Source organism: Enterococcus sp. C63 (assembly GCF_040887215.1).
Lineage (GTDB): Bacteria > Bacillota > Bacilli > Lactobacillales > Enterococcaceae > Enterococcus_B > Enterococcus_B hirae.
On the sequence record NZ_JBFOFI010000006.1, the window covers coordinates 127,129 to 150,989 of the forward strand.

Genomic DNA, 23,861 nt, shown 5'->3' on the forward strand with positions numbered 1-23,861 from the left:
GGTTTCATGATCTAGCCATTGGTTTCTTGAAAAAGTTTCTTAAAGTATTTGGCATAAATACAGTGTTCGAAAAGAAAAACTTTAAACTTAGAAACAAAACTTTTGTTCCCTCGCTTTTTTTTGTATAATGGAACTTGATGAAATGAGGGATAAAAATGGCAAAGAAAAAACGTCCTGCAAAGAAAAAGAAAAAGACGAAAAAGCAACAACAGCAGCAGGAACAACTTCTTGCGATCAGTATCGGATTTGCATTGATCTTATTTGCCGTATTTGGCTTTTTAAAACTAGGTTTTTTAGGTATTTTAGTGGCAAATGGTTTTCGGATCATTGCAGGGAACACTTATCAGCTTCTCTGTATATTATTAGCTATTTTAGGTTTTTGGATCGTTGTAAAAAATACCGATTTTAAAATCGGAAAAAGCCGTCGGTGGTTTGGAGGCATTCTTTTTTACTTAGGAATTCTTCTCTTTTTACATGCCCATCTATTCGGAAAACTCCATAGTGGCGAACCAAACATTCTAGGAACCACTTGGGATCTGTTAGCAAGTGACATCCAGCATGCTCGAGTCAGCAGTAATGTTGGTGGTGGGATGGTTGGAGCAGCACTCTATAATTTTACGTATTTCTTGATTGCTCAACCTGGTAGTTACTTTGTTGCCATTTTATTATTAATAAGTGGTGCAATTTTATTTAGCAATATCGAAGGCTATCAATTAGTCAATAGCTTGCAAGTGATGGGAGAACGAATGCAAGAACTGCTGGAAGGAGATCCTGCAAAGCAAGCGAAGAAACAAGCGGCGAAAGAAGAACGGCAAAAGCAACGAGCGAAAGCACGAGAAGAGAAAAAATTAGCAGCAAAAGAAGCGGCAGAAGCTGAGATTGCTGAGCTGGAAAAACGTCGTTCCGCTGAACAACAAGCAAAATCTGCGCCTTCTTATGAAAAAATAGCAGATGATGAACCAGAACAACTCAGTTTTGTACCGATCGATAGTTTTCAAGGAACTGTCCCATCTGCGACAATGGATATGCCAAAAGCAGAGCCAACGGTCACAACGCCTACTGCATCTGAACCGTTAGAAGCAGAGAGCTTAGAAGATGATGGGACAGCATTAGAATTTGAAATCGAAGCAGAGCAGGAAAATCAAGATTATGAATTACCGTCAATCGATTTACTGGACTCGGTAAAAACGACGGATCAAAGTGACGAGTATAAAAAAATCGAGAAAAATATCGGAGTCTTGGAACAAACTTTTCAAAGTTTTGGCGTAGATGCGAAAGTCGTCAAAGCAAGTTTAGGACCCTCTGTGACAAAATTTGAAGTCCAACCAGCAGTGGGTGTCAAAGTAAGTAAAATCGTCAGTTTAACGGATGACATTGCATTAGCATTAGCGGCTAAAGATGTTCGGATGGAAGCACCGATCCCAGGTAAATCATTGATCGGAATCGAAGTACCGAATAGCAAGATCAGCATGGTGTCATTTAGAGAAATCATCGAAGCACAACCCAACCATCCAGATAAGCTGTTAGAAGTACCATTAGGAAGAGATGTTTCTGGGCGAGTCCAAACCGCAGACCTTTCTAAAATGCCTCACTTATTAGTAGCCGGATCGACAGGTAGTGGGAAATCGGTAGCTATCAATGGGATCATTACCAGCATTTTGATGCGAGCAAAACCCCATGAAGTCAAATTGATGATGATCGACCCCAAAATGGTGGAATTGAACATGTACAATGGGATTCCTCATCTTTTGACGCCAGTTGTGACTAACCCGAGAAAAGCTGCTCAAGCGTTGCAGAAAGTCGTTCAAGAAATGGAAGAACGTTATGAAAAATTCGCTGCTACTGGTGTTAGAAATATTACTGGTTATAATGAATTTGTCCAACAAAAAAACTTGGAAAATGGAACGAAACATCCTACCTTACCATTTATCGTGGTGATCGTGGATGAATTAGCTGACTTGATGATGGTTGCCAGCAATGAAGTCGAAGATGCTATTATTCGTTTGGCCCAAATGGCACGGGCAGCGGGAATCCATATGATTTTAGCGACCCAACGTCCAAGTGTAGATGTTATCACAGGGATCATCAAAGCAAATGTTCCTTCTCGTATGGCATTTGCAGTCTCTAGTGGAACGGACTCACGTACGATCATTGACTCCAACGGTGCGGAAAAGCTTCTCGGACGTGGCGATATGCTCTTCTTGCCAATGGGTGAAAACAAACCGATACGGGTTCAAGGTGCGTTTATTTCTGACCACGAAGTAGAACGAGTGGTCAACTTTGTAACAGATCAACAAGAAGCACATTATGAAGAAAAAATGATGCCTTCTGATGAAGTAGAATCAGGCGGTACCGCAGAACAACCACAAGATGAATTATTTGAAGAAGCTAAAGCACTTGTCATTGAAATGCAGACAGCAAGTATTTCATTATTGCAAAGAAGATTTAGAATTGGTTATAATCGGGCAGCACGCTTAGTCGATGAATTAGAAGCACATGGCGTAGTAGGACCTTCAGAAGGAAGTAAGCCAAGAAAAGTCTTCATTGAGCAAGTCGAAGAACCAATGGATATGATGCCAACGGATCACGAAACATAGAAAAAGTGCGTATGTGCTTGTCAGTTCTAACAATGAAACCGAAGAAACGCCAAAAATAACTTTGGGTGTTCTTCGGTTTTTTTATGAGATTGATCACCTATTCATAAAAATCAAAAAAACGATAGCTAAAAAAGGAGGAGCATCCATAAACAGCCTAAGATTTGGTATCTTTGTTTTGTGAACTATTGCATTAGTTGTGAGAATCAGTTATAGTATGTAGCGATACTTTGAAAAAAAGAGGGAAACGATTTTGGAAAAACAATCCATTTATGGTTTAACAATCGAAGAATTAACCAATTGGTTTTTAGAAAACGGCGAAAAAAAATTCCGTGCCGCCCAAGTGTGGGAATGGCTTTATCAAAAGCGTGTCAAAGACTTCTCCGAAATGACCAACTTGTCAAAAAACTTGATAACAAAGTTAACGGATCAGTTTGTGATCAATCCGTTAAAACAAATAGTGGTTCAAGAAGCAACGGATGGCACAGTCAAATATCTATTTGAATTACCAGATAAAAATATGATCGAAACAGTCTTGATGAGACAAGAATATGGATTATCTGTATGTGTGACGACACAAGTCGGCTGTAATATTGGTTGTACTTTTTGTGCAAGTGGTCTGTTAAAAAAGAATCGAGATTTGACAGCTGGAGAAATCGTGGCACAGATCATGATGGTTCAACACTATTTTGATGAACGACAAGAAGGAGAAAGAGTGTCCCATGTGGTTGTGATGGGCATTGGCGAACCGTTCGACAATTATGATAATGTCATGAACTTCTTACACATCATCAATGATGCCAAAGGGTTGGCAATTGGCGCACGACACATTACTGTTTCAACAAGTGGTTTGGCAAATAAGATCAAAGAATTTGCTGATAATGGGTTGCAAGTCAATTTAGCGATCTCATTACATGCACCAAATAACGAGATTCGGACCTCCATCATGCGGATCAATCGGAGTTTCCCAATTGAGAAATTGATGGCTGCAGTAGATGAATATCTTGAAAAAACCAATCGACGAATCACGTTTGAATACATCATGTTGAATCAAGTCAATGATCGTCCGGAGCATGCACAACAATTAGCGGATCTATTAAAAGACAAAAAGAAATTAACGTATGTGAATTTGATCCCTTATAATCCAGTCAGTGAACATGACCAATACTCTCGCAGTCCTAAAGCAGATGTGCTGAAATTTTATGATGTATTGAAAAAGAATGGCATCAATTGCGTGATCCGTAAAGAACACGGTACAGATATCGACGCTGCGTGTGGTCAATTACGGAGTAAACAAATGAAAAAAGAAAAAGCAACGACTAAATAGCATTAGCTAATATCCAGCATCTATGGAGAAGAAACAACAAAGACGACAAAGCCTTATGCTTTGTCGTCTTTTGCTGAGTTTTCTTAGAACCTCAATTTACTGTTTGTTCTTGCGGTTCATCCCAATGCCATACAATATCCATGAGAGAACAAAACAGGATAATGCATACAGAATATCTTTTGTCACGTTCAAGACAGCGAGACTTGAGATGATTGATAATGATAAAAATAGTAACAGTTTCCGATCCTTCATAAGACTCCTCCATTATTTAGTAATTCTGCATACATTCTGATGCGTTTAATCATTGAATCCTTTTTTATGCAAGTGAGGGGATTGAATGGAAACTAATGTTCCTAATCTGTCCCATTCGTTAGTGATTCGTTGCATGATTGTTTGTAAAGGGTTGTTATTGATCCTAATCATAATACTATTTATTTAGCCATGGATGAAAAAGCTATTTGTTAACGATTGGAGTCTATTAGTAAATTAACAATTTTTATAAGAAATGATAGTTCATCAATTTATTCTTGAAATGGCAGTTATCTCAGCAGTTTCGAAAAATTCTTTCTTATTGTCATCGGAGCTACCCGATGTTTTCACGACCTTTCTTTTCACGACCTTAAGCATAAACTTTTCTTTTTTCTTTCTAGTACTGCTAAAATAGGCAGAAAAGGGAGGGATAGCGATGATTATCAGTGAGTTTGATCGTGAGAATATTGTCTTGCGAGATCAGCTTGCAGATCTTTTAAGATTGACTTGGCCTGATGAGTATGGAACAGAGCCGATGAAAGAAGTCGAACAGTTGATGGCTCCAGAACGGATTGCTGTATCGGCGATTGAAGGGGAGGAATTGGTCGGTTTTGTTGGAGCGATCCCTCAATATGGCAAAACAGGGTGGGAGTTACATCCTTTGGTAGTAGCAAGCACACATCGCAAACAACAAATCGGGACACGATTGGTTTCCTACCTGGAAAAAGAAGTCGCTTCATATGGTGGCTTGGTCATCTATCTAGGGACAGATGATGTTGAAGGACAAACAAATTTAGTTGAAACGGATTTATTTGAAGATACCTTTGCAAAGTTACAAGAAATCAAAAATATCAATCATCATCCCTATACATTTTATGAGAAACTTGGCTATCAGATCATCGGTGTGATCCCAGATGCGAATGGGTGGAACCAGCCTGATATTTGGTTAGCAAAACGAGTGGCCAAAAAGGAGCCAACGGAATAAATTAAGACACTAATATTAGAGAAATGAACGATCCATTTTGTTCTCTAGTATTAGTGTTTTTTTGTTAGAATAAAAAATTATAATCTTTTTATGAGCTAAATCCGAACATTATAGCTGTTTTTACGATTTATTTTTTTTTGATGAAAATTATTTTATTTTTTTATCAAGTAGAAATAAAACCTTATAAAATAAGTGTATTTTCAGAAAAGAACAATAAATATTTCACTATAATGACATTATTTTAAAAAAAACCGAGAAAAAAGTATTGCTTTTTTAATAATTATTCATTAAACTCTTAAACAACTCAGAAAAAACTAATTATTCTGAAAATTTCGACAAAAGGGGTACGGGAAATGAAAAAGAAATGGGCATTTAGTTTTGTAGCCTTGAGTGGGCTGGTACTTGCAGGCTGTTATGGCGGAAGTGCAAATACAAAAAGTAGTAATTCAGCGAGTGGCAACTCTACAGATGGAGGCGGAGTATTCAATTTAGTCGTACCTCAAGAAATGCCAACAGCAGATTTATCGTTAGCAACGGATACAATTAGTTTCACTGCACTAAATAATGTGTATGAGGGAATCTATCGTTTAGATAAGGATAGTAAACCACAACCAGCTGGAGCGAGTGAACTGGCAGAAGTTAGTGAAGATGGGTTGACTTACAAGATCAAATTGCGTGAAGACGCTAAATGGTCCAATGGTGATCCAGTAGTTGCGGCTGATTATGTCTATGGTTGGCAACGTACAGTGGATGCTGCCACAGCTTCTGAATATGCGTATCTTTTTGCTCCAGTAGCGAATGCAGAAGAAATCACAGCAGGCAAAAAAGATAAATCAGAATTAGGAATCAAAGCAGTAGGCGATCATGAATTAGAAATCACATTAACGAAACAAACGCCATACTTCCAATATTTACTTGCTTTCCCATCATTCTTCCCGCAAAAACAATCAGTGGTGGAAGAAAACGGTGATGCTTACGCTTCAGCAAGCGATAAAGCAGTATACAATGGACCGTTTACCTTAACAGATTTTGACGGACCAGGGACAGATACTGAATGGTCATACAAGAAAAATGATAATTATTGGGATAAAGATGCAGTGAAGTTATCTGAAATCAAAGTTAGCGTGGTCAAAGAATCTTCTACAGCGTTGAATCTCTTTAAAGACGGACAAGCAGATGACGTCATCCTTTCAGGGGAACTCGCTCAACAAAATGCGAATGATCCAGCATATACGTCAGTCAAAGAAGCACGTACGAGCTATATTGAGTTGAACCAACGTGAAGCTGATTCACCATTTAAAAATGTCAACTTAAGAAAAGCTATTTCATACTCAATCAATCGTGATGCGTTAGTGAAACAAGTTCTAGGAGATGGCTCGGTTGTGTCAACTGGCTTGATCCCAGCGGACATGTCTAAAAATCCAGAAACAAATGAAGATTTTGCGAAAGAAGCAGGCAAACTTGTTTCTTACGATAAAGACAAAGCAAAAGAATATTGGGAAAAAGCGAAAAAAGAACTTGGCATTGATTCTCTTGAATTCAATTTGATGGCTTCAGATGATGATGCATCGAAAAAAGTGATCGAGTATATCCAAAACTCAATCCAAGAAAATTTAGATGGCGTAAAAGTTAAACCAACACCAGTCCCATTCTCCGTTCGTTTAGACCGTTCGTCTTCAGGTGATTTTGATACTGTATTAGGCGGTTGGGCAGCGGACTATGCTGATCCAAGCAGCTTTACGGACCTATTTGTTGCAGGTAACTCTTATAACCGTGGGCAATGGAGTAATGCGGACTACGACAAAGTAGTAGATGACTCAGGGAATAAAGATGCGGGCGATGAGCAAGCACGTTGGGCGGATCTACAAGAAGCAACTAAAATCATGGCAGATGATATGGGTGTGATCCCAGTTTATCAAAAAGCTGAAGGACACTTAGTCAATGAAAAAATCAAAGGAATTGTCCATCACGCTGCAGGAGCTTCATGGGATTACAAATGGACTTATGTAGAAGAATAGGCAAACATTAAGACAAAAAAAGCGGACTAGAGATTAAGGCAGTTGTCTTAATCTCTCTCCACTTTTTAAAGGTTACGTATCATAGAAACGAAAAAATCACCAGCACGATAGAAAGAGCAAGCAAGATTCCGGCAATGATCAGCCAAAAGGTATACATACCATAGCTGGCAGACGAGAGTGAAGAAAATTCTGGTTTTTTCTTGCGGTTTCTTGTTCGGGCTAAATAGATCGATCGTTGAAAATGATCAAAGAAACCCGAGGAAAAAACCCATAAAAATCCGCCGATAATCAAAAACGGCATCGCACATAAAAATAAATCATTTGATAATTGAGTGAGTGTTAGTTGATGATTCAAACTATTTTTTACAATAATCAGGAGAATCAAGACACCAGCAATCAGGTAGGGAAGAGACTTCTTTTTCATCAGTTTGCTCCTTTATCTTTGGTTCATTCATTAATAATGTAGCGAAACATTTGTCAGAAGTCAAAAGCTAGGGGGAAACATTAGTGAATAGTTATCTAAAATATGTATTGAAACGTGTCTTCTTTATGGCCATTACGCTTTGGTTGATTGCCACAATCACGTTCTTCTTAATGCAATTATTACCAGGCACACCTTATACCAACCAAGAGCGTTTGAGTCCTGAAACGATCGCTATGTTGAATCAACAAGTTGGACTGGATAAACCTGTGATCGTCCAATATGGTATTTACTTGTCAAATTTACTTCAAGGAGATTTCGGTATCTCTTTCCAATTTAAAAATCAGCCTGTTGCTCATTTATTAGCTGGTAGAGTAGGTCCTTCATTACAACTAGGACTACAAGCGATTATTTTTGGAACAGTGATCGGTACGATCTTAGGAACGATTTCAGCAATGAAGCAAAACACTTGGGCAGACACTTCTTCCACGCTGGTTGCTATTTTGGGTCGCTCGATCCCTAACTTTGTTTTTGCAGTCTTATTACAATATATTTTTGCTATCCGCTTGCATGTACTGCCGATTGCTAAATGGGACGGCTTCATTTATACGATCCTTCCAACCATTGCATTGGCTATGTCACCTTTAGCCGATTCAGCTCGTTTTATCCGAACAGAAATGGTCGAAGTATTACACAGCGATTACGTGGAACTAGCGAGAGCCAAAGGATTAAGCCGTTGGGAGATCGCCTTTAAACATGGTCTTCGTAATAGTTTGATCCCGTTAATGACATTGTTAGGACCGTTAGCAGTTGCTTTGATGACTGGTTCGTTAGTAGTCGAAAATATTTTTGCCATCCCTGGTATTGGTGAGCAATTCGTTAAATCGATCACGACGAATGATTATCCAACGATCATGGCAGTAACGATCCTTTACTCATTTATGTTGATCTTTGTGATTTTAGTCGTTGACCTGCTGTATGGTTTAGTTGATCCAAGAATCCGTGTTTCAGAAGGGAGTCGAAGCTAGATGGAACTGATACCAAAACGTTATGAAACAATAGCAGATATTCCTGCAGATAAATTTCTTCCGCTACAAAAAAACACTGAAGAAGAACGAGAACAAATTGCAGCTCCATCGCTAAATTTCATTCAAGATTCTTGGCGACGTTTAAAGAAAAACAAAGCCGCAGTCGTTTCGATGATTTTACTATCAGTGATCATTTTGATCTCGATCGTTACGATCTTTGTTTCGCCACACAACCCAACGGCACAAAATATTGATTACATCAATCTACCCCCACGTATTCCAGGGTTAAATATCGATGGATTGAATGGAAAAGCGATGGTTGGTGGTGAGTTAGTCGATAAATATGCCCAAGCAAATGTTCCAGCAAATGTGAATTTCTTTTTAGGAACGGATGGTCTAGGACGTGATGTATTAAGTCGGCTATTCATGGGAACACGAATTTCCTTACTGATCGCTTTTATTGCTGCATTATTAGATGTGACGATCGGTGTTGCTTATGGGCTGATTTCTGGTCTGCTAGGCGGACGAATCGACAACGGAATGCAACGTTTCTTAGAGATCTTATCTGGGATTCCTAATCTGGTAGTTATGATTTTAATGTTGGTTGTTTTTGAACCAGGTATTTTTTCCATCGTGGCAGCAATGGCGATCACGAACTGGATTCCGATGGCTCGTATCGTTCGAGCGCAAACCCTGAAACTGAAAGATCAAGAATATGTGTTAGCTGGTATGACATTAGGTGAATCGAAATTGAAAATTGCCTTCAAACATATTTTACCGAACATTTCCAGTGTAATCATTATTCAAATGATGTTTAGTATTCCATCGGCAATTTTCTTTGAAGCCTTTTTAAGTTTCATTGGATTGGGGCTAACGCCACCATCTGCTTCATTGGGAACAATGCTGAGTGATGGCTATAAAACTTTCTTGTACCTGCCATATCTATTATGGATCCCTGCGGCAACGTTGTCTGTTATCATGATCGGCTTCAATTTACTAGCTGACGGATTACGTGATGCCTTTGACCCTAAAATGAAAGAGTGAGGAATATGACAAAAGTTCTTGAAGTTAAAAATTTGCAAATCTCATTTGATACGTACGCTGGGAAAGTCCGAGCGATCCGCGGTGTCAATTTTCATTTAAACAAAGGCGAGACTCTAGCAATTGTTGGAGAATCTGGTAGTGGGAAATCAGTCACTACCAGAAGTATCATGAGATTGTTATCAAGTAATGCTACGATCGATTCGGGCGAGATTTTATTCAAAGGAAAAAATATTGTCGATCAATCAGAAAAAGCCATGCAAAAAATTCGTGGGAAAGAAATCGCAATGATTTTCCAAGACCCAATGACTTCTCTCGATCCTACGATGACGATTGGTAAACAAGTGGCTGAATCCTTGAGAAAACACAATAAAGTTTCGAAAAAAGAAGGACAAAAAGCAGCATTGGAATTACTAAACTTAGTCGGGATTCCTGAGGCTGAAAAACGGATCAACAGTTATCCTCACCAATTTTCAGGAGGACAACGGCAACGGATCGTCATTGCGATTGCGTTGATCTGTTACCCGGAGATCTTGATCGCTGATGAACCAACAACTGCATTAGATGTTACGATTCAAGCCCAGATTTTAGAACTGCTAAAAGAAATCCAAACGAAAATCGATACCTCGATTATCTTTATCACACATGACTTAGGTGTAGTAGCAAATGTAGCGGATCGGGTAGCGGTGATGTATGGCGGAAAGATCATTGAAGTGGGTACCTCGGAAGAAATTTTTTATCATCCGCAACATCCTTACACTTGGGGCTTGTTAGGTTCGATGCCGACCTTAGATAGTGCGAATGAACGACTCTATGCGATCCCAGGTTCACCACCTGATTTATTGAATCCACCTAAAGGCGATGCCTTTTATCCACGGAATGAATATGCCTTGCAGATTGATGCAGAAGAAGAACCACCATTTTTTGAATTATCAAAAACACATCAAGCAGCAACTTGGCTTTTAGCACCTCAAGCACCAAAAGTAGAGCCACCTGAAGAAATCAAACGTCGTTGGGCGATTTTTGAAGAAAAGCAAAAAGCGAATGGAGGGATGACGAATGCCAAAAAAACTGCTAGAGGTTAATGGTCTAAAACAATATTTCAATATTGGAAAGAAAAATGAAGTTCACGCAGTCAATGATATTAGCTTTCATATTTATGAAGGGGAAACCTTTGGCTTAGTTGGTGAATCAGGCAGTGGTAAATCAACCACTGGGCGGACAGTCATTCGCTTAAATGAACCGACCGATGGCGAGATTTTCTTTGATGGAAAAGATGTCACCAAGCTAAAAGGAAAACAAGAAATGGCTAAGTTTCGCCGTGAGGTTCAGATGATCTTCCAAGACCCTTATGCATCATTGAATCCCCGAATGAAAGTTCGTGACATCATTGCAGAAGGGATCGATGTCAATGGATTGGTCAAGTCTCCTGAAGAACGTTCAGAAAAAGTAGATGAGCTTCTTCGAACGGTAGGATTGAATCCGAGCCATGGTACACGTTACCCTCATGAATTTTCAGGAGGACAACGACAACGGATCGGTATTGCACGTGCCTTAGCAGTTAACCCGCGTTTTATTATTTGTGATGAGCCGATTTCGGCTTTAGACGTATCGATTCAAGCGCAAGTGGTCAATTTATTACAGGATCTGCAAAAACAACAACAACTAACGTACTTATTCATTGCTCATGATTTATCCATGGTCAAACATATCAGTGATCGGATCGGTGTTATGCACAACGGTCGTTTATTGGAAATGGGAACAAGTGATGAGATTTACCATCATGGCGTTCATCCTTATACGGAAAGTTTATTATCTGCAATTCCACTACCAGATCCCGATCATGAAAGACAGCGGAAAAGAATCAAGTATCAACCAGAACCAGAAGATGGGCAAAAACGGACATTAAGAGAAATTGCCCCAGAGCATTTTGTCTATGCGACAGAGCAAGAAGTGGCTTATTACGCAAAAAAATTGAAACGGCAAAAAGAAGCGAGCTTACTTGTGACGTCTTAGGAGGTAAGTGCTGATGCTAAAAGCCTTTAAATTCCGAATTTATCCCACGGCTTCACAAAAGCAATGGTTTGTTCAAAATTTTGGCTGTGTTCGTTTTACGTATAACCACTTACTAAAAGCCCGTCAGGAAAGCTACGCTAAAACAGGTGTCATCGATTATACACTGACTCCTGCTTCTTTAAAAAAGCAATATGATTTTTTAAAAAAAGCAGACAGCTTAGCGCTTGCGAATGCACAACTAAATCTAGATCGTGCGTTTCGTAATTATTTTAAAAAACGTGCCAGCTTTCCAAAATTGAAAAATAAAAAAAGTATGTGGCAGTCTTATACAACAAATAATCAAAAAGGCACAATTTATTTGAAAGATAAGTATCTAAAACTGCCAAAACAGAAAGAACTCATTCAGGTAAACCTCCATCGACCAATCGAAGGAGAGATTCGTTCAGCGACGATCTCCTCACGTTATAATGAAGCTTTTTATGTTTCTTTACTCTGTGAGGTTTCAGCGAAAGAAATAACAGAGTCTCGTCGTTGGATTGGTGTGGCTTATGATCCGCAAAAACTAATCGAGACATCCTCTCCAGTTGATGTACCATTACCGTTGTTGAAAAAAACTGAAAAAGAAATGCAGCTGGCTAAGAGAAAATTAGGGATTAAGGGACGGGCAGCTCAGAAACGAAAAGCTCGTTTGGAACGATCGAAGAACTATCAAAAACAAAAGCGTAAAGTAATGGATCTTTATTTAAAACAAAAATTTCAAAAAGAAAATTATTTGGAACAGTTATCTGGCAAATTGATTCGTTATTATGACTATTTGTTTGTAGAAGCTGTCCCTAATGAAACTTTCTTGTCAGACTTCTCACTTCAAGATTGGTATAAATTAGTGACTAAGCTGAGGTATAAAGCAAACTGGTATAATAAAACGTTGATTTTGATCAATATGAATGAACAAACCGATCCTTTAGTGATTAAAAAAAGTCTAGAACTAGAAAAAATCGGGAAACAAGTGATTTTTGAATAAATGAACTGGTAGGAGCGCTAGGGATCGCCTTGTTGATAAAAAACACTTGCTGTTTTTGTTTCTAGGAATTTTCTTCTCAAGAAAAGCTCACTAATTATGATAAACCAAACAAGGAGGTAATGACCTTTCTGGCTAACCTCTAAAATAAGCCGAAGAATACCAAAAGCATTGCTTTTGTGTAATTCTTCGGCTTATTTATTTATGAGAAGTATTTATCCATCAGATGGTCATTAATGGGTGACTGATCAGGTATTTGCTGATTGCAGAAAAATCGAATAAAAATCTTTGGTATTTCAGCTTTCTGAAATCTTCACCTTATTCATAGTTTCCAGGCTTCAACTGATAAATCTTGGATGGACGACCAATTCCTACTGGTCGTTCACCAATTTCATCAAAATATTGCAGCATCGCTTTTTTGAAATTTGAATGATCAATCATTTTAAAATCGATCCCTAAAAATTTTGCAAATACTTTTCGGGCTTCTGTGATCGTAAAATCTTTACCTAATACTTGTAAGACTTGTGGTTCATGTTCCATTTTATTTGTCACTCGATTAAATGCTTTCGTAATGATCTCACTATGGTCAAATGCTAAAGTATCTTTGCCAGAAGATTCACTTGTCAGTAAATCTAAAGAAATAGCAACTTCATCACTCGTTAGATGGATTTTGTTTCCTTGGCGTGTCAAGGTAAACCATCGGACTTCTTCTGCATCGTCACCAGCAATCAACGGTTCTTCACCAATAAAAGCCAAGTAACTGACAGTCACGACCCAGCCTCGAGGGTCTCGGTTCGGTGTGCTGAAGGTGTGTAGCTGCTCAATATTTTCCTGAGAAATCACGACACCCGTTTCCTCTTTGGTTTCACGTAAGACACTTTCACCAGTGGATTCATTCTTTTGGACAAAACCACCTGGTAAAGCCCATGAATTTCGGTAGGGATGCCCTTTTCTTTGGATCAGTAAAATTTTTAACTGATCTTCTTCCTTGTTGTAACACATCAACACGATATCAACAGTCAAAGAAGGTTTGTCATATTCTGGGCGTTCTTGCTTTTGATACCAGTCAAGAAAATCAGCTTCACTTGCTTCATGTTCATAATATAACTTTTCCTCTTCTTTAGAAGCAAATTGTTTCATCTTTTAACCTCCTGATGACGTTCTTGTTTAAATATACTTTTATCTTATTTTAGCAGACTCCAAAAAAAAACCAAAGTTTTCCTTGGAGAAAGACTTCTATACTTAGATAGGGAATAAAAACGGTAGGAGTAAATTGAACAAGAAGAAAAGTAAATAGATCAGTAACAGTTTTCTATTTTCTTCACGAAGCGTTACATACCCACAAAAAATGATATAAAAATTGAGAACAAAACGAAAAACTTGGGTAAATAAAAGAAACTGATTCAAGCTTCCTTGGAGGTTAAAATAACCATATAATCGTATATAAAAATAGCTGAACAGCCAGTGTAACACTGAAAGCAGTGCAATACTGATTGTAAAATAAAGATGTTTTTTTTGCATAAAATTTCAGCCTTTCTTGGACAATGAACTGTCTATTAGTCGTAAACATAAACAACCTATTTCAGATCCACTTGCTTTTGGGTTGTTATAAAAAGGTTTATTTAGAAGGGAGAACGATGTATTCTTCCTATAAGCAGCTATTAAGTCGAAGCTATGTTTCGTCAAAATAAAACAACGGAACTGCTACAAGATTCCGTGACATTGTGAGAGATAACCTACATGTAAACATGCTGCTTACTAAAAACGAAACTTACTGATTCCTAGGTTTCTTCTCACACACTATTAATTATTATAGCATGTTTTACTAGGAAAATAATAAAGAGGAAAGGCATTTGTTAGAGGGTAGCGAAAAAATCGTCGCAGTCTTTTTGATTTATGGTATACTAGCAAGGAAATGAATTCGCATCATGCGATAAAGGAGGAAGAGCCCCATGGCAGAAAAGGAAACTTTTTATATTACGACGCCAATCTATTATCCAAGTGGCAAACTGCATATTGGTAATTCGTATACAACGATTGCCTGTGATGCAGTTGCACGTTATAAGCGATTGATGGGCTTTGATGTGTTTTATCTAACTGGGGTGGATGAACACGGTCAAAAAATAGAAAAAAAAGCAGCAGAATTAGGTGTTGAACCACAAGCCTATGTCGATAAGATGGCTGCGGATGTGAAAAAACTTTGGAAAACGCTGGATATCAGTTATGACAAATTCATTCGAACAACGGATGATTATCATAAAGCGGCTGTTCAAAAAATCTTTGATCGTCTAGTTGAACAAGGCGATATTTATCTTGGCGAATATGAAGGCTGGTATTCTGTTTCGGATGAAGAATTTTTCACTGAAACACAATTAGCAGAAGTTTATAAAGACGAAGAAGGAAATGTAATCGGTGGGAAAGCTCCAAGTGGGCATGAAGTCGAATTAGTCAAAGAAGAATCTTATTTCTTCCGTATGAGCAAATATGCTGATCGTCTTTTAGAGTATTACCAAGAGCATCCTGAATTTATCCAACCAGAATCTCGTAAGAAAGAAATGATCAATAACTTTATCAAACCAGGGTTAGAAGATCTTGCTGTTTCCAGAACGACATTTAGTTGGGGGATCCCTGTGAAAGACGACCCTAAACATGTCGTTTATGTTTGGATCGATGCGTTATCCAACTATATTACTGCATTAGGTTACGGTTCTGATGATGATAGCTTATTCCAAAAATATTGGCCGGCAGATGTCCATATGGTTGGAAAAGAAATTGTCCGTTTCCATACGATCTATTGGCCAATCATGTTGATGGCATTAGATTTACCGTTACCGAAAAAAGTCTTTGGTCACGGTTGGTTGTTGATGAAAGACGGAAAAATGTCTAAGTCAAAAGGAAACGTGGTTTATCCAGAGATGCTAGTTGAACGTTATGGTCTCGATGCGTTACGTTACTATTTACTTCGTGCTGTTCCATTTGGTTCAGATGGCGTATTTACACCAGAAGATTTTGTTTCTCGGGTCAACTATGACTTGGCGAACGATCTTGGAAACCTATTGAATCGTACCGTTGCAATGATCAATAAATATTGTGATGGGATCGTTCCTGACTATGCTTCTTTAGTGACGCCTTTTGATAGTGAATTATCAACAACAGCTGCAAATGTCGTCGGACGATATCATGATGCGATGGAAAAAATGGAGTTCAATACGGCATTAGCTGAAATTTGGGTCTTGATTTCTCGTGCAAATAAATATATCGATGAAACAGAGCCATGGGTTTTAGTCAAAGACGAGGACAAGAAAAAAGAATTAGCGAGTGTAATGATCCATCTAGCAGAATCATTACGGATCACTGCGATCTTATTGCAACCGATCATGACAGAAACGCCAATTAAAATCTTTAATCAATTAGGACTAGACCCAGAAACGATGAATCTTCAAGGCTTGCACTTTGGCGAATTTCCTTCTGGAACAAAAGTGGTTGCTAAAGGTACACCAATTTTCCCACGGTTGGACATGGAAGAAGAAATCAGCTATATCCAAGCGAAAATGTCTGAAGGAACCCAAACGAATGAAGAATCAGTGAAATGGGACCCCGAAGAAACTGAGCTTGTTTCAACTAAAGACAAACAAATCAAATTTGATGTATTTGAAAAAGTGGAATTAAAAGTAGCTGAAGTCATCAACTGTCAAAAAGTTGAAGGAGCAGATAAGCTATTGCAATTCCGTTTAGATGCGGGAGATAACCAAGACCGTCAAATTTTATCAGGTATCGCTGAATTTTATCCTGATCCAAGTGAATTGATCGGCAAAAAACTAGTGATCGTAGCGAATTTGAAACCACGTAAGATGCGTGGACAAATCAGTCAAGGGATGATTCTTTCTGCAGAAGCACCCGATGGCACGTTACAAGTAGTCGAAGCGCCAAAATCAATGCCAAATGGTTCAGAAATTGGGTAAGATGAACATCCATATGATTTAGGTCAATAATCAGTAAGCGTGAATGGTGAGCCAATCATCATAAAAAGTAGTGCAGTCAAATGATGTTGGTAAAGAATAATCTTAGAATAATTTGGACAGAAAGAAGAAATACTTCTTTCTGTCTTTTTTATTTGGTTGGTTTTAATAGGACGAATCATAAATCGTCGCAATAATTGTCCTTCTAATAAATGATCCTAGAGGAGACGACAAATAACAATGTGGATATTCTTCGGGCGTGTATTGAAGAGTATCTTTGCCAATCAATTAAATTTGCCATTATATTTTTTTGTTTAAATCATTTTCCTCGGAATAGATAGTTAGGTTTAGAATATTTAAAATCCTTCGATAAGCTGAGTATAAGACATTTTGAATCCTCCTATGAATTGATTCGTCAAATTAATTCTAAAGGATTCCAGGTGTCTTTTTTACCCTTTTACATCATAAAAAAGATGTTGGCGAATTTCATCGACATCAAAGTTCATCTTGTTACAATTAAACTACCATGATATAATTAAAGTAGTGTATTTGTAACGAAAGAAGAGGTAAGTAAATGCAAGATAAATTGAAAGAATTGTTGGCTATTCGCGATGGAAATTTATCTATGAAGGAAGCCAGAAAATTTGGAATCGCAGCAACTACTGTACAAAGATTGGTGAATAAAGGAAAATTGATCAAAGTTGATCGTGGTTATTATGTAGAGGATGGTCATGGAATAGATGATTTATTTTGGCTTCAGCAACGATTTTCCAGGGGAATCTTTTCTCATGAAACGACTTTAGATATTTACCAGCTTTCTACGAATATGCCGAAATTCATTCATTTAACTTTTCCCCATGGATACAATGTTGATCGTTCAATTACAAAAGAGCAGCAGTTACAATTTCATTTCGTGAAGAAAGAAGTTTATGAGCTAGGAAAAGTAGAGGGAACTTCCTTCCAAGGGAATCCTATTACTATGTATGATAAAGAGCGTACACTTTGTGATATTTGGAATCCGAGATATGAAATTGAATACGAAATGAAATTAGCAGCATTAAAAGAGTACATGGAAGAGCCATTGAGAGATCCGAGCAAATTAAGAGATTATATGACAAAACTACATGTAGAAAAAGAAATGAAATACCACATGCAAAGCTTATATTAATGGAGGGAAAAGATGACACCGACACAATTTGCATCAAAAACCAGAAATTTAGCAAAGAGTACAGGGCTAAATGCACAGTTAGTACAACGGCATTTTATGATGGATCGTTTAATTGAACAAATTTCTGAATCAAAGTACAAAAATGACTTCATTTTGAAAGGTGGCTTTTTATTAGGATCAAAATATGGAATCGATAGAAGGACAACAATTGATATCGACACGACATTTAGAAATAGCAAATTAACTGAAGAAAAATTGAAGAATATTTTTAATGATTTGATTAGGAAGCCCACGAAAGAAGGTATTGTTTTCTCTATTCAAGGAATGAAGGAAACAAGAGAAGCCGATTTTTATCCTGGATTTCAAATTAAATTGGTGGCTAATTTAGAGAAAGTGCGTGTGCCGTTTAAAATGGACGTGACAACAGGAGATTCTATTTATCCTGAAGTAGATACACACTATCACCAATTAATGTTTGAAGATAAAAAAGTGGAGATTCCAGCTTATCCAACAGAACAAATTATTGCAGAAAAGCTAAGTGCTACGTTCAGCTTTGGTACAGATAATTCGAGAGTAAAAGATTACTAGGACTTATTTACCATACCAAAATTAGAAAATATTGATACGAAAGAGTTATATAAAAGTGTTCGAAATACATTCACAAAACGTGGAGATACCGAATCTTTGTCTTTTTATTATGAAAGAGAAATGGAAAAGATCAGAGGAAATGACTACTTGGAAGAACAGTGGGAAAAATATCGTTCAGTTAACACGTTTGCGAAATCCATTTCATTTACAGATACAGTCAACGAAATTGAGCACCTAATGAAAAGCATGATTAAAATTGAAAATTGAGAAACGAAGAGATTAAGCTGATAAATAATGTAACTTTAGAACGTATAGTACCATAACTAAGTTGAGCAATAGGAAATAAATTGCTAGTTAGTATTAGTACCAAATTGTGCTAAATTCTTATTTGGCAGCTATGTGAATCGCAAACTATTTTTACTATATATAATTCTAATGAACTGAAATATATTAAAAAAGATACACTTGGGAAATTTATTTCTTAGGAGGGGATTGTCATAAAGCAAATAGAGTTAGAAAGAATTGATACTACAGAAGCAGTAAAAATTTTTTCAAAATTAATTAAAGAAAAAAAGACATTTTTTTTAAATGGAACTTGGGGATCTGGAAAAACTGAATGTTTAAATAGGGTAAGCAATCAAGCAGAAGAAAAAAATTTTATATTTTTAAAATTGTGGGAGTTGAAAGATGAGATTGCCGATAGTCATTCAAGAATGTCGTTTTGGACACACCGACATTTTTGAATGACTATTGACAGTATTTATCAAAATTAGGACTTATTAACTTGATTTTAAACTGACGAAATTAATAATAAATTAATTAGGAGAATAAGCGATATAAATATTTTTTAAGCGAGGGTATTCGATTAAATCGATAGTAAACACTCCATCGTATGGGATAAGTTTATTTGATTTCAAAGATTTATTTTTTGTTATATAGAGGCTAACTGTCATTTCGTCAGCACCACTTTCTACATAATACCCAGCTTCATTTCCTGTGATATGTAAAATAATTTTTAATTGATGGTCTTCAAGAAAAACTTCCTTTATTTCATGTTTCTTTAAGGTGGAAATTTCAGAATTTTTTGGAAGAACATCCTTAACAAAACTTATCGTAGGTTTTTTTTGATATAAAAGAAAAATGATAGTCCCAATAGCCACTAATAGTAATCCAGCCAAAATAACAGAGATCTTTTTTATCTTTTTTTTCTTTGTTAAATCATTATCCACAGCTTCCATTATTTTTTGATCTTCATTCAAAAGATAATCAAGAGATACACCTAAAACATTAGATATATCAATAATTGTTTGAATATCGGGATAATTTCTACCAATTTCCCAATTTGAAATCGCTGAACGACTTACATTTAACTGTTCAGCCAAATCCGCTTGGGTCAAATTCATTTTCTTCCTTTCTTGTTTTAACAGTTTTCCAAATTCCATAAAAACCTCCTATATTTCTTTTTCCTTTTTAATTATAGTTAAACATAAAAAGAGGTACAATTAGTCAGAAATTGTGGAATATGACTATTATCATGATGTCACAGATTGTGACTTCATACAATCGAGATAACTAAGTTTTTGTAAACGATTTCAAAAGACGTAAAATAACAAAGCTGATATTTAGGTAAAATGAATCAATTTTTAGGAGACTATTTTATAAATATGTAATACTTGTTCTAATCATATGATTAGCATTAAATAAACGAGGACGTCCATACGCCATTTTCTCTCTATTTTTTAGGTTGACACCATTAAGTTTTAAGAATATACTCTAAACGAATTGAATATTTCTTCGGGGCAGGGTGTAATTCCCGACCGACGGTGACGAGTTTACTCGAAGTCCGTGACCCACATTTTTGTGGTTGAGCCAGTGAGAATCTGGCACCGACAGTTAAAGTCTGGATGGGAGAAGAAAAATCGACTGAAGATCGGTTTTATTTGTATTAAAATCGATTATCTTTAGGTTTATTTAGTTATGCCCTGTGATTAATTTCGCAGGGCTTTTTTTGTTGAAAGGGGGAATTGATATGCACCAGTCTTTCATGATGGCTGCGATTGAAGAGGCAAAAAAAGGAAAGGGAAATACCTTTACCAATCCATTAGTTGGAGCAGCGATTGTAAAAGAAGGAAAGCTACTCTCACTAGGTGCCCATTTACAATATGGCGAGTCCCACGCTGAAGTAAATGCTATTCAAAATTGTGATTCCCCCGAAGAACTGTTTAATTCAACTCTATATGTTACCTTAGAACCTTGTAACCACCAAGGGAAACAGCCGCCTTGTACGCAAGCTATTATTCAGTCTGGTATCTCAACGGTAGTCATAGGTCAGCTTGACCCAAATCCTTTAGTAGCAGGAAAAGGGAAAGAATTTTTACAAAATCATAGGATCAAAGTAATTGTAGGTGTAGAAGAAGAGAAATGTAGAGCACTGAACCCTTTTTATAACCATTTTTTTGAAAGGGATCGTCCCTATATCACATTAAAACAAGCTATTACACTAGATGGAAAGATTTCTTTAAAGGAAGGTTCGCGGTACTCAATAACAGGTACAGAGGCAATCTCAAGAGTACGGAAAGAGCGAGGAGAATATCAAGGAATCGTAGTGGGAAGCGAAACCGTTCTAGTTGATAACCCTATTTTGTTGCCTGATATCGTAACTAACTTTCCACCAGTGCGCATTGTTTTGGATCGTAGAGGGCGGATTCTTAAAAATCCTAAACTCAATCTTTTTCAAACGACAACAAATCCAGTCTGGATATTTACGGAAAACCCTAAGCTAAAGGAACTGTTTCCCCATGTAACTATTTTTTATACGCCTAAGTTTTCTTTTACCTTCTTTATTGAGACCATGAGAAAAAGAGGTGTTCAGTCGCTGTATATAGAAGGTGGAGCGAAAATTCATGATGCTTTTTTAGCAGAAAATCTCTGGGATGAAGTCATCAGTTATATTGCGCCCAAACTTTTTGGTGGAAAAAGTCCGATGTCCTTTCATAGTGAACGTTTAGTTTCTAAAGAACAACAATTAGTATTTTTGGAAGTTGAACAGCTTGGAAAAGACATTCGAGTTAGGGGGAAACGAAAGCAATGTTCACAGGATTAATCGCCGAGCAAGGAAAAGTCAAAGAAATTAGACGAAACCAACAAATGATCCAACTCACTTTCCAAGCTTCAAACAGTATACTAAGTGATTACAAAATTGGAGATAGCATGGCAGTCAATGGCGTGTGTTTAACTGCTATTGAGGTTTCAAGCACATTTTTTAAAGCTGAAATAATGCCTGAAACTTTTAAACGGACTACTTTCTCCACCGTAAAAGTTGGAGAGAGGGTAAATCTAGAACGAGCAGTTTTGATGACACAACGCTTTGAAGGACATTTTGTTTCGGGACATATTGATACTGTTACAAGGTTGATCAAGAAAATAGAGAATCAAAACGCATTAATTTTGACGTTTGCTTATCCAACCAAATATGCAGGTGAAATCATTCCGCAAGGATCAATTGCAATTAATGGAGTAAGTTTAACGGTTACGGAAACAACAACAGCAAGCTTTTCTGTTAGCCTGATTCCACATTCTAAATCCTTAACAAATCTGGGGAATTTAGGTGTAGGACATCTTGTGAATATAGAAACGGATATCGTTGGGAAATATGTAAAGGCACAGAGAAATAAATTTGAGATGTACAAGGAGAAGGACTTATTATGAGGAATATTACTGAAGCAATAAAGACCTTGAAAAAGGGCGGATTAATCATTGTAGCTGATGATGAAGATAGAGAATCAGAAGGAGATTTGGTTGGTTTAGCCGAATATGTGACACCTGAGGCAGTAAATTTCATGACCAAATTTGGTCGAGGATTAATCTGTGTGCCGATTTCTAATGACATTGCGCAACGCTTATCTTTAGGAGAAATGACAACTCATAATACTGATGCGTTTGGTACAGCTTTTACGATTAGTGTGGATCATAAACATACGAAGACTGGTATTTCAGTATTTGATCGAGCTACTTCTATTAAAGCATTGGCTGATCCTCATTCGAAATCAAGTGATTTTCTTAGACCAGGACATATTTTTCCTTTGATTAGTGTAGATGGCGGAACGCTTATACGTCGAGGACACACCGAAGCTGCAATTGATTTAGCCAAATTAGCTAATAGTGTAGAGGCTGCTTATATTTGTGAGATTCTGAAAGAAGATGGAACGATGGCAAGAATGAAAGATCTGACCCGTTTATCTGAAGAATGGCAATTACCCTTAATTACGATTGATGAGTTGGTAAATTATTTAGAAGAAAATAGTCATATAACCGTAAATTTACCAACAGATTATGGTGATTTCAAATTGACTATTTATGAAGACGAAGAAAAACGGGAGCATCTATTGTTAACAAAGGGAGATATTCAAAATAGTCAGTTTCCTACATTAGTCCGAGTTCATTCGGAATGTCTAACTGGTGATGTCTTCGGGTCTCAGCGTTGCGATTGTGGGGAACAGTTACATGAAGCGATGAGAATGATCGAGGAAGAGGGGACTGGAGCTATTCTTTATCTTCGTCAAGAAGGTCGCGGAATCGGATTGAGGAATAAGTTAAAAGCGTATCAATTGCAGGAAAAAGGATTGGATACTTATGAAGCAAATACTGAATTGGGCTTTGCTCCGGATGAACGGGATTATCACTTTGCAGCAGAAATTTTAAAATCAATTGGTGTAACGTCCATTCGTTTACTTACAAACAATCCCGATAAAGTAATAGAGTTACAACAAGATGGAATTACGATTGTCGATAGGGTACCAATTGAAACCGTTCCGAAAAAGGAAAACCAAGCCTATTTAAAAACAAAAAAAGATAAGTTTCACCATTACTTATCAGTATAAAAATAAAGGAGCAAGAAAATGACAATTTTTGAAGGAAATTATTCTCCAAAGGATCTTCGAATCGGAATTGTAGTCGCGCGTTTTAATGAATTTATCAATCAAAAATTATTACAAGGAGCATTGGATAATTTAAAAAGGCACGGTGTGAAAGAAGAACAAATTGATATTTATTGGGTACCAGGAGCTTTTGAAATTCCTTTTATTACCAAAAAGCTCAGCAAAAAGGACAGTTACGATGGGTTGATTACGTTGGGGACAGTTATCAGAGGTGCAACTACTCATTATGAATTGGTTTCCAATGAGGTAGCCAAAGGAGTCGCACATATTAACCTGGAGTCCAATATTCCAGTGATGTTCGGGGTATTAACCACGGAATCCATTGAACAAGCAATTGAACGAGCAGGGACGAAAGCAGGGAATAAAGGCAGTGAAGCTGCGCAAGGGTTAATTGAGATGATTTCTCTTTCACAACAAATTTAAGAATTCCTATTTTTTAGAGTATGATGAGTTTACTGTGTAAATAGCATCCCATCAGTTTACTAAATGTAACAAACGTAAATATTAATCTT

At 37.2% G+C, this 23,861-nt stretch carries 22 protein-coding genes, 1 pseudogene and 1 riboswitch; of the genes and pseudogenes, 17 read left to right on the top strand and 6 right to left on the bottom strand.

Annotated elements, in window-relative coordinates; genetic code table 11:
* The first annotated feature begins 155 nt into the window (after positions 1-155).
* On the top strand, positions 156-2,597 hold the full coding sequence (locus tag AB3H90_RS10170; RefSeq protein WP_368016671.1) for a DNA translocase FtsK: 2,442 nt from the start codon (positions 156-158) through the stop codon (positions 2,595-2,597).
* Positions 2,598-2,847: 250 nt separating this feature from the next.
* A complete protein-coding gene (rlmN, locus tag AB3H90_RS10175; RefSeq protein WP_010737151.1) occupies positions 2,848-3,921 on the top strand; it encodes a 23S rRNA (adenine(2503)-C(2))-methyltransferase RlmN in 1,074 nt (357 codons plus the stop codon).
* A gap of 96 nt (positions 3,922-4,017) precedes the next feature.
* Here the strand turns inward: rlmN and AB3H90_RS10180 are convergent, their stop codons facing one another.
* A complete protein-coding gene (locus AB3H90_RS10180; RefSeq protein WP_010720791.1) occupies positions 4,018-4,173 on the bottom strand; it encodes a hypothetical protein in 156 nt (51 codons plus the stop codon).
* Between the two features lie 433 nt (positions 4,174-4,606).
* Between AB3H90_RS10180 and aac(6') the strand changes: the two genes are divergently transcribed.
* Positions 4,607-5,155: an aminoglycoside N-acetyltransferase AAC(6')-Ii gene (gene aac(6') / locus AB3H90_RS10185; protein ID WP_207496339.1), complete on the top strand. Its 549-nt coding sequence runs from the start codon at positions 4,607-4,609 to the stop codon at positions 5,153-5,155.
* Between the two features lie 353 nt (positions 5,156-5,508).
* A complete protein-coding gene (locus AB3H90_RS10190; protein ID WP_368016672.1) occupies positions 5,509-7,173 on the top strand; it encodes a peptide ABC transporter substrate-binding protein in 1,665 nt (554 codons plus the stop codon).
* 79 nt (positions 7,174-7,252) lie between these two features.
* Here AB3H90_RS10190 and AB3H90_RS10195 read toward each other — a convergent pair whose 3' ends face one another.
* On the bottom strand, positions 7,253-7,597 hold the full coding sequence (locus AB3H90_RS10195; protein WP_010720788.1) for a DUF3899 domain-containing protein: 345 nt from the start codon (positions 7,595-7,597) through the stop codon (positions 7,253-7,255).
* An 83-nt stretch (positions 7,598-7,680) separates the two neighbouring features.
* Between AB3H90_RS10195 and opp3b the strand changes: the two genes are divergently transcribed.
* From opp3b to AB3H90_RS10220, 5 genes are read left to right on the top strand one after another with little or no spacing between them, the layout of a single operon-like run.
* A complete protein-coding gene (opp3b, locus tag AB3H90_RS10200) occupies positions 7,681-8,622 on the top strand; it encodes an oligopeptide ABC transporter permease (RefSeq protein ID WP_010720787.1) in 942 nt (313 codons plus the stop codon).
* Entirely contained in the window at positions 8,623-9,666 is a 1,044-nt protein-coding gene (locus tag AB3H90_RS10205) for an ABC transporter permease (protein WP_010737155.1), read from the top strand. It abuts the gene before it with no gap.
* A 5-nt stretch (positions 9,667-9,671) separates the two neighbouring features.
* Positions 9,672-10,748, top strand: a complete 1,077-nt coding sequence (locus AB3H90_RS10210) for an ABC transporter ATP-binding protein (RefSeq protein WP_010720785.1) — start codon at positions 9,672-9,674, stop codon at positions 10,746-10,748.
* Complete coding sequence (locus AB3H90_RS10215; protein WP_010720784.1) at positions 10,723-11,679, top strand: ABC transporter ATP-binding protein; 957 nt, start codon at positions 10,723-10,725, stop codon at positions 11,677-11,679. Before AB3H90_RS10210 ends, AB3H90_RS10215 begins: the two co-directional genes overlap by 26 nt.
* Positions 11,680-11,692: 13 nt before the next feature.
* Complete coding sequence (locus AB3H90_RS10220) at positions 11,693-12,700, top strand: RNA-guided endonuclease TnpB family protein (RefSeq protein ID WP_034700625.1); 1,008 nt, start codon at positions 11,693-11,695, stop codon at positions 12,698-12,700.
* Between the two features lie 315 nt (positions 12,701-13,015).
* Here AB3H90_RS10220 and AB3H90_RS10225 read toward each other — a convergent pair whose 3' ends face one another.
* Both AB3H90_RS10225 and AB3H90_RS10230 read right to left on the bottom strand, forming a co-directional pair.
* Positions 13,016-13,837, bottom strand: coding sequence for an NUDIX hydrolase (locus AB3H90_RS10225; RefSeq protein ID WP_010737158.1), 822 nt, complete (start codon positions 13,835-13,837; stop codon positions 13,016-13,018).
* A gap of 102 nt (positions 13,838-13,939) precedes the next feature.
* Entirely contained in the window at positions 13,940-14,218 is a 279-nt protein-coding gene (locus tag AB3H90_RS10230; protein WP_010720781.1) for a hypothetical protein, read from the bottom strand.
* A gap of 431 nt (positions 14,219-14,649) precedes the next feature.
* On the opposite strand from AB3H90_RS10230, the gene metG reads away from it, so the two are divergent.
* Complete coding sequence (metG, locus tag AB3H90_RS10235; protein WP_010720780.1) at positions 14,650-16,659, top strand: methionine--tRNA ligase; 2,010 nt, start codon at positions 14,650-14,652, stop codon at positions 16,657-16,659.
* Positions 16,660-16,682: 23 nt separating this feature from the next.
* On the opposite strand, the gene AB3H90_RS10240 is transcribed toward metG, so the two are convergent.
* Positions 16,683-16,850, bottom strand: a complete 168-nt coding sequence (locus AB3H90_RS10240) for a hypothetical protein (RefSeq protein ID WP_368016673.1) — start codon at positions 16,848-16,850, stop codon at positions 16,683-16,685.
* 380 nt (positions 16,851-17,230) lie between these two features.
* Here AB3H90_RS10240 and AB3H90_RS10245 point away from each other — a divergent pair, with 380 nt between their 5' ends.
* The 3 genes and pseudogenes from AB3H90_RS10245 to AB3H90_RS10255 all read left to right on the top strand — a co-directional run bounded on the left by AB3H90_RS10245 (position 17,231) and on the right by AB3H90_RS10255 (position 19,155).
* The gene (locus tag AB3H90_RS10245) at positions 17,231-17,824 is read left to right on the top strand and encodes a type IV toxin-antitoxin system AbiEi family antitoxin domain-containing protein (protein ID WP_368016674.1); all 594 of its coding nucleotides are present in this window, start codon (positions 17,231-17,233) and stop codon (positions 17,822-17,824) included.
* A gap of 12 nt (positions 17,825-17,836) precedes the next feature.
* A pseudogene (locus tag AB3H90_RS10250) lies at positions 17,837-18,679 on the top strand (nucleotidyl transferase AbiEii/AbiGii toxin family protein).
* Between the two features lie 293 nt (positions 18,680-18,972).
* Positions 18,973-19,155: a P-loop NTPase fold protein gene (locus tag AB3H90_RS10255; protein ID WP_368016695.1), complete on the top strand. Its 183-nt coding sequence runs from the start codon at positions 18,973-18,975 to the stop codon at positions 19,153-19,155.
* A gap of 72 nt (positions 19,156-19,227) precedes the next feature.
* Here AB3H90_RS10255 and AB3H90_RS10260 read toward each other — a convergent pair whose 3' ends face one another.
* Positions 19,228-19,854, bottom strand: coding sequence for a helix-turn-helix domain-containing protein (locus AB3H90_RS10260; RefSeq protein WP_368016675.1), 627 nt, complete (start codon positions 19,852-19,854; stop codon positions 19,228-19,230).
* 344 nt (positions 19,855-20,198) lie between these two features.
* Positions 20,199-20,332: riboswitch (FMN riboswitch) on the top strand.
* Between the two features lie 109 nt (positions 20,333-20,441).
* Between AB3H90_RS10260 and ribD the strand changes: the two genes are divergently transcribed.
* The 4 genes from ribD to ribE (AB3H90_RS10280) are packed head-to-tail and all read left to right on the top strand — an operon-like array spanning position 20,442 to position 23,772.
* The gene (ribD, locus tag AB3H90_RS10265; RefSeq protein WP_368016676.1) at positions 20,442-21,515 is read left to right on the top strand and encodes a bifunctional diaminohydroxyphosphoribosylaminopyrimidine deaminase/5-amino-6-(5-phosphoribosylamino)uracil reductase RibD; all 1,074 of its coding nucleotides are present in this window, start codon (positions 20,442-20,444) and stop codon (positions 21,513-21,515) included.
* On the top strand, positions 21,500-22,120 hold the full coding sequence (gene ribE, locus AB3H90_RS10270) for a riboflavin synthase (RefSeq protein ID WP_053766321.1): 621 nt from the start codon (positions 21,500-21,502) through the stop codon (positions 22,118-22,120). The genes ribD and ribE (AB3H90_RS10270) overlap by 16 nt, the downstream gene beginning before the upstream one ends.
* Positions 22,117-23,292, top strand: a complete 1,176-nt coding sequence (ribA, locus tag AB3H90_RS10275) for a GTP cyclohydrolase II (protein WP_094940092.1) — start codon at positions 22,117-22,119, stop codon at positions 23,290-23,292. The genes ribE (AB3H90_RS10270) and ribA overlap by 4 nt, the downstream gene beginning before the upstream one ends.
* Positions 23,293-23,310: 18 nt before the next feature.
* Complete coding sequence (gene ribE / locus AB3H90_RS10280; protein WP_010720773.1) at positions 23,311-23,772, top strand: 6,7-dimethyl-8-ribityllumazine synthase; 462 nt, start codon at positions 23,311-23,313, stop codon at positions 23,770-23,772.
* Positions 23,773-23,861 lie beyond the last annotated feature (89 nt).

Bases quoted from the DNA above. Each gene is read 5' to 3' on its own strand.
- AB3H90_RS10170 (WP_368016671.1), top strand. From the start codon at position 156: ATGGCAAAGAAAAAACGTCCTGCAAAGAAAAAGAAAAAGACGAAAAAG.
- AB3H90_RS10180 (WP_010720791.1), bottom strand. From the start codon at position 4,173: ATGAAGGATCGGAAACTGTTACTATTTTTATCATTATCAATCATCTCA.
- AB3H90_RS10190 (WP_368016672.1), top strand. From the start codon at position 5,509: ATGAAAAAGAAATGGGCATTTAGTTTTGTAGCCTTGAGTGGGCTGGTA.
- AB3H90_RS10195 (WP_010720788.1), bottom strand. From the start codon at position 7,597: ATGAAAAAGAAGTCTCTTCCCTACCTGATTGCTGGTGTCTTGATTCTC.
- AB3H90_RS10205 (WP_010737155.1), top strand. From the start codon at position 8,623: ATGGAACTGATACCAAAACGTTATGAAACAATAGCAGATATTCCTGCA.
- AB3H90_RS10210 (WP_010720785.1), top strand. From the start codon at position 9,672: ATGACAAAAGTTCTTGAAGTTAAAAATTTGCAAATCTCATTTGATACG.
- AB3H90_RS10215 (WP_010720784.1), top strand. From the start codon at position 10,723: ATGCCAAAAAAACTGCTAGAGGTTAATGGTCTAAAACAATATTTCAAT.
- AB3H90_RS10220 (WP_034700625.1), top strand. From the start codon at position 11,693: ATGCTAAAAGCCTTTAAATTCCGAATTTATCCCACGGCTTCACAAAAG.
- AB3H90_RS10225 (WP_010737158.1), bottom strand. From the start codon at position 13,837: ATGAAACAATTTGCTTCTAAAGAAGAGGAAAAGTTATATTATGAACAT.
- AB3H90_RS10230 (WP_010720781.1), bottom strand. From the start codon at position 14,218: ATGCAAAAAAAACATCTTTATTTTACAATCAGTATTGCACTGCTTTCA.
- metG (WP_010720780.1), top strand. From the start codon at position 14,650: ATGGCAGAAAAGGAAACTTTTTATATTACGACGCCAATCTATTATCCA.
- AB3H90_RS10245 (WP_368016674.1), top strand. From the start codon at position 17,231: ATGCAAGATAAATTGAAAGAATTGTTGGCTATTCGCGATGGAAATTTA.
- AB3H90_RS10260 (WP_368016675.1), bottom strand. From the start codon at position 19,854: ATGGAATTTGGAAAACTGTTAAAACAAGAAAGGAAGAAAATGAATTTG.
- ribD (WP_368016676.1), top strand. From the start codon at position 20,442: ATGCACCAGTCTTTCATGATGGCTGCGATTGAAGAGGCAAAAAAAGGA.
- ribE (WP_053766321.1), top strand. From the start codon at position 21,500: ATGTTCACAGGATTAATCGCCGAGCAAGGAAAAGTCAAAGAAATTAGA.
- ribA (WP_094940092.1), top strand. From the start codon at position 22,117: ATGAGGAATATTACTGAAGCAATAAAGACCTTGAAAAAGGGCGGATTA.
- ribE (WP_010720773.1), top strand. From the start codon at position 23,311: ATGACAATTTTTGAAGGAAATTATTCTCCAAAGGATCTTCGAATCGGA.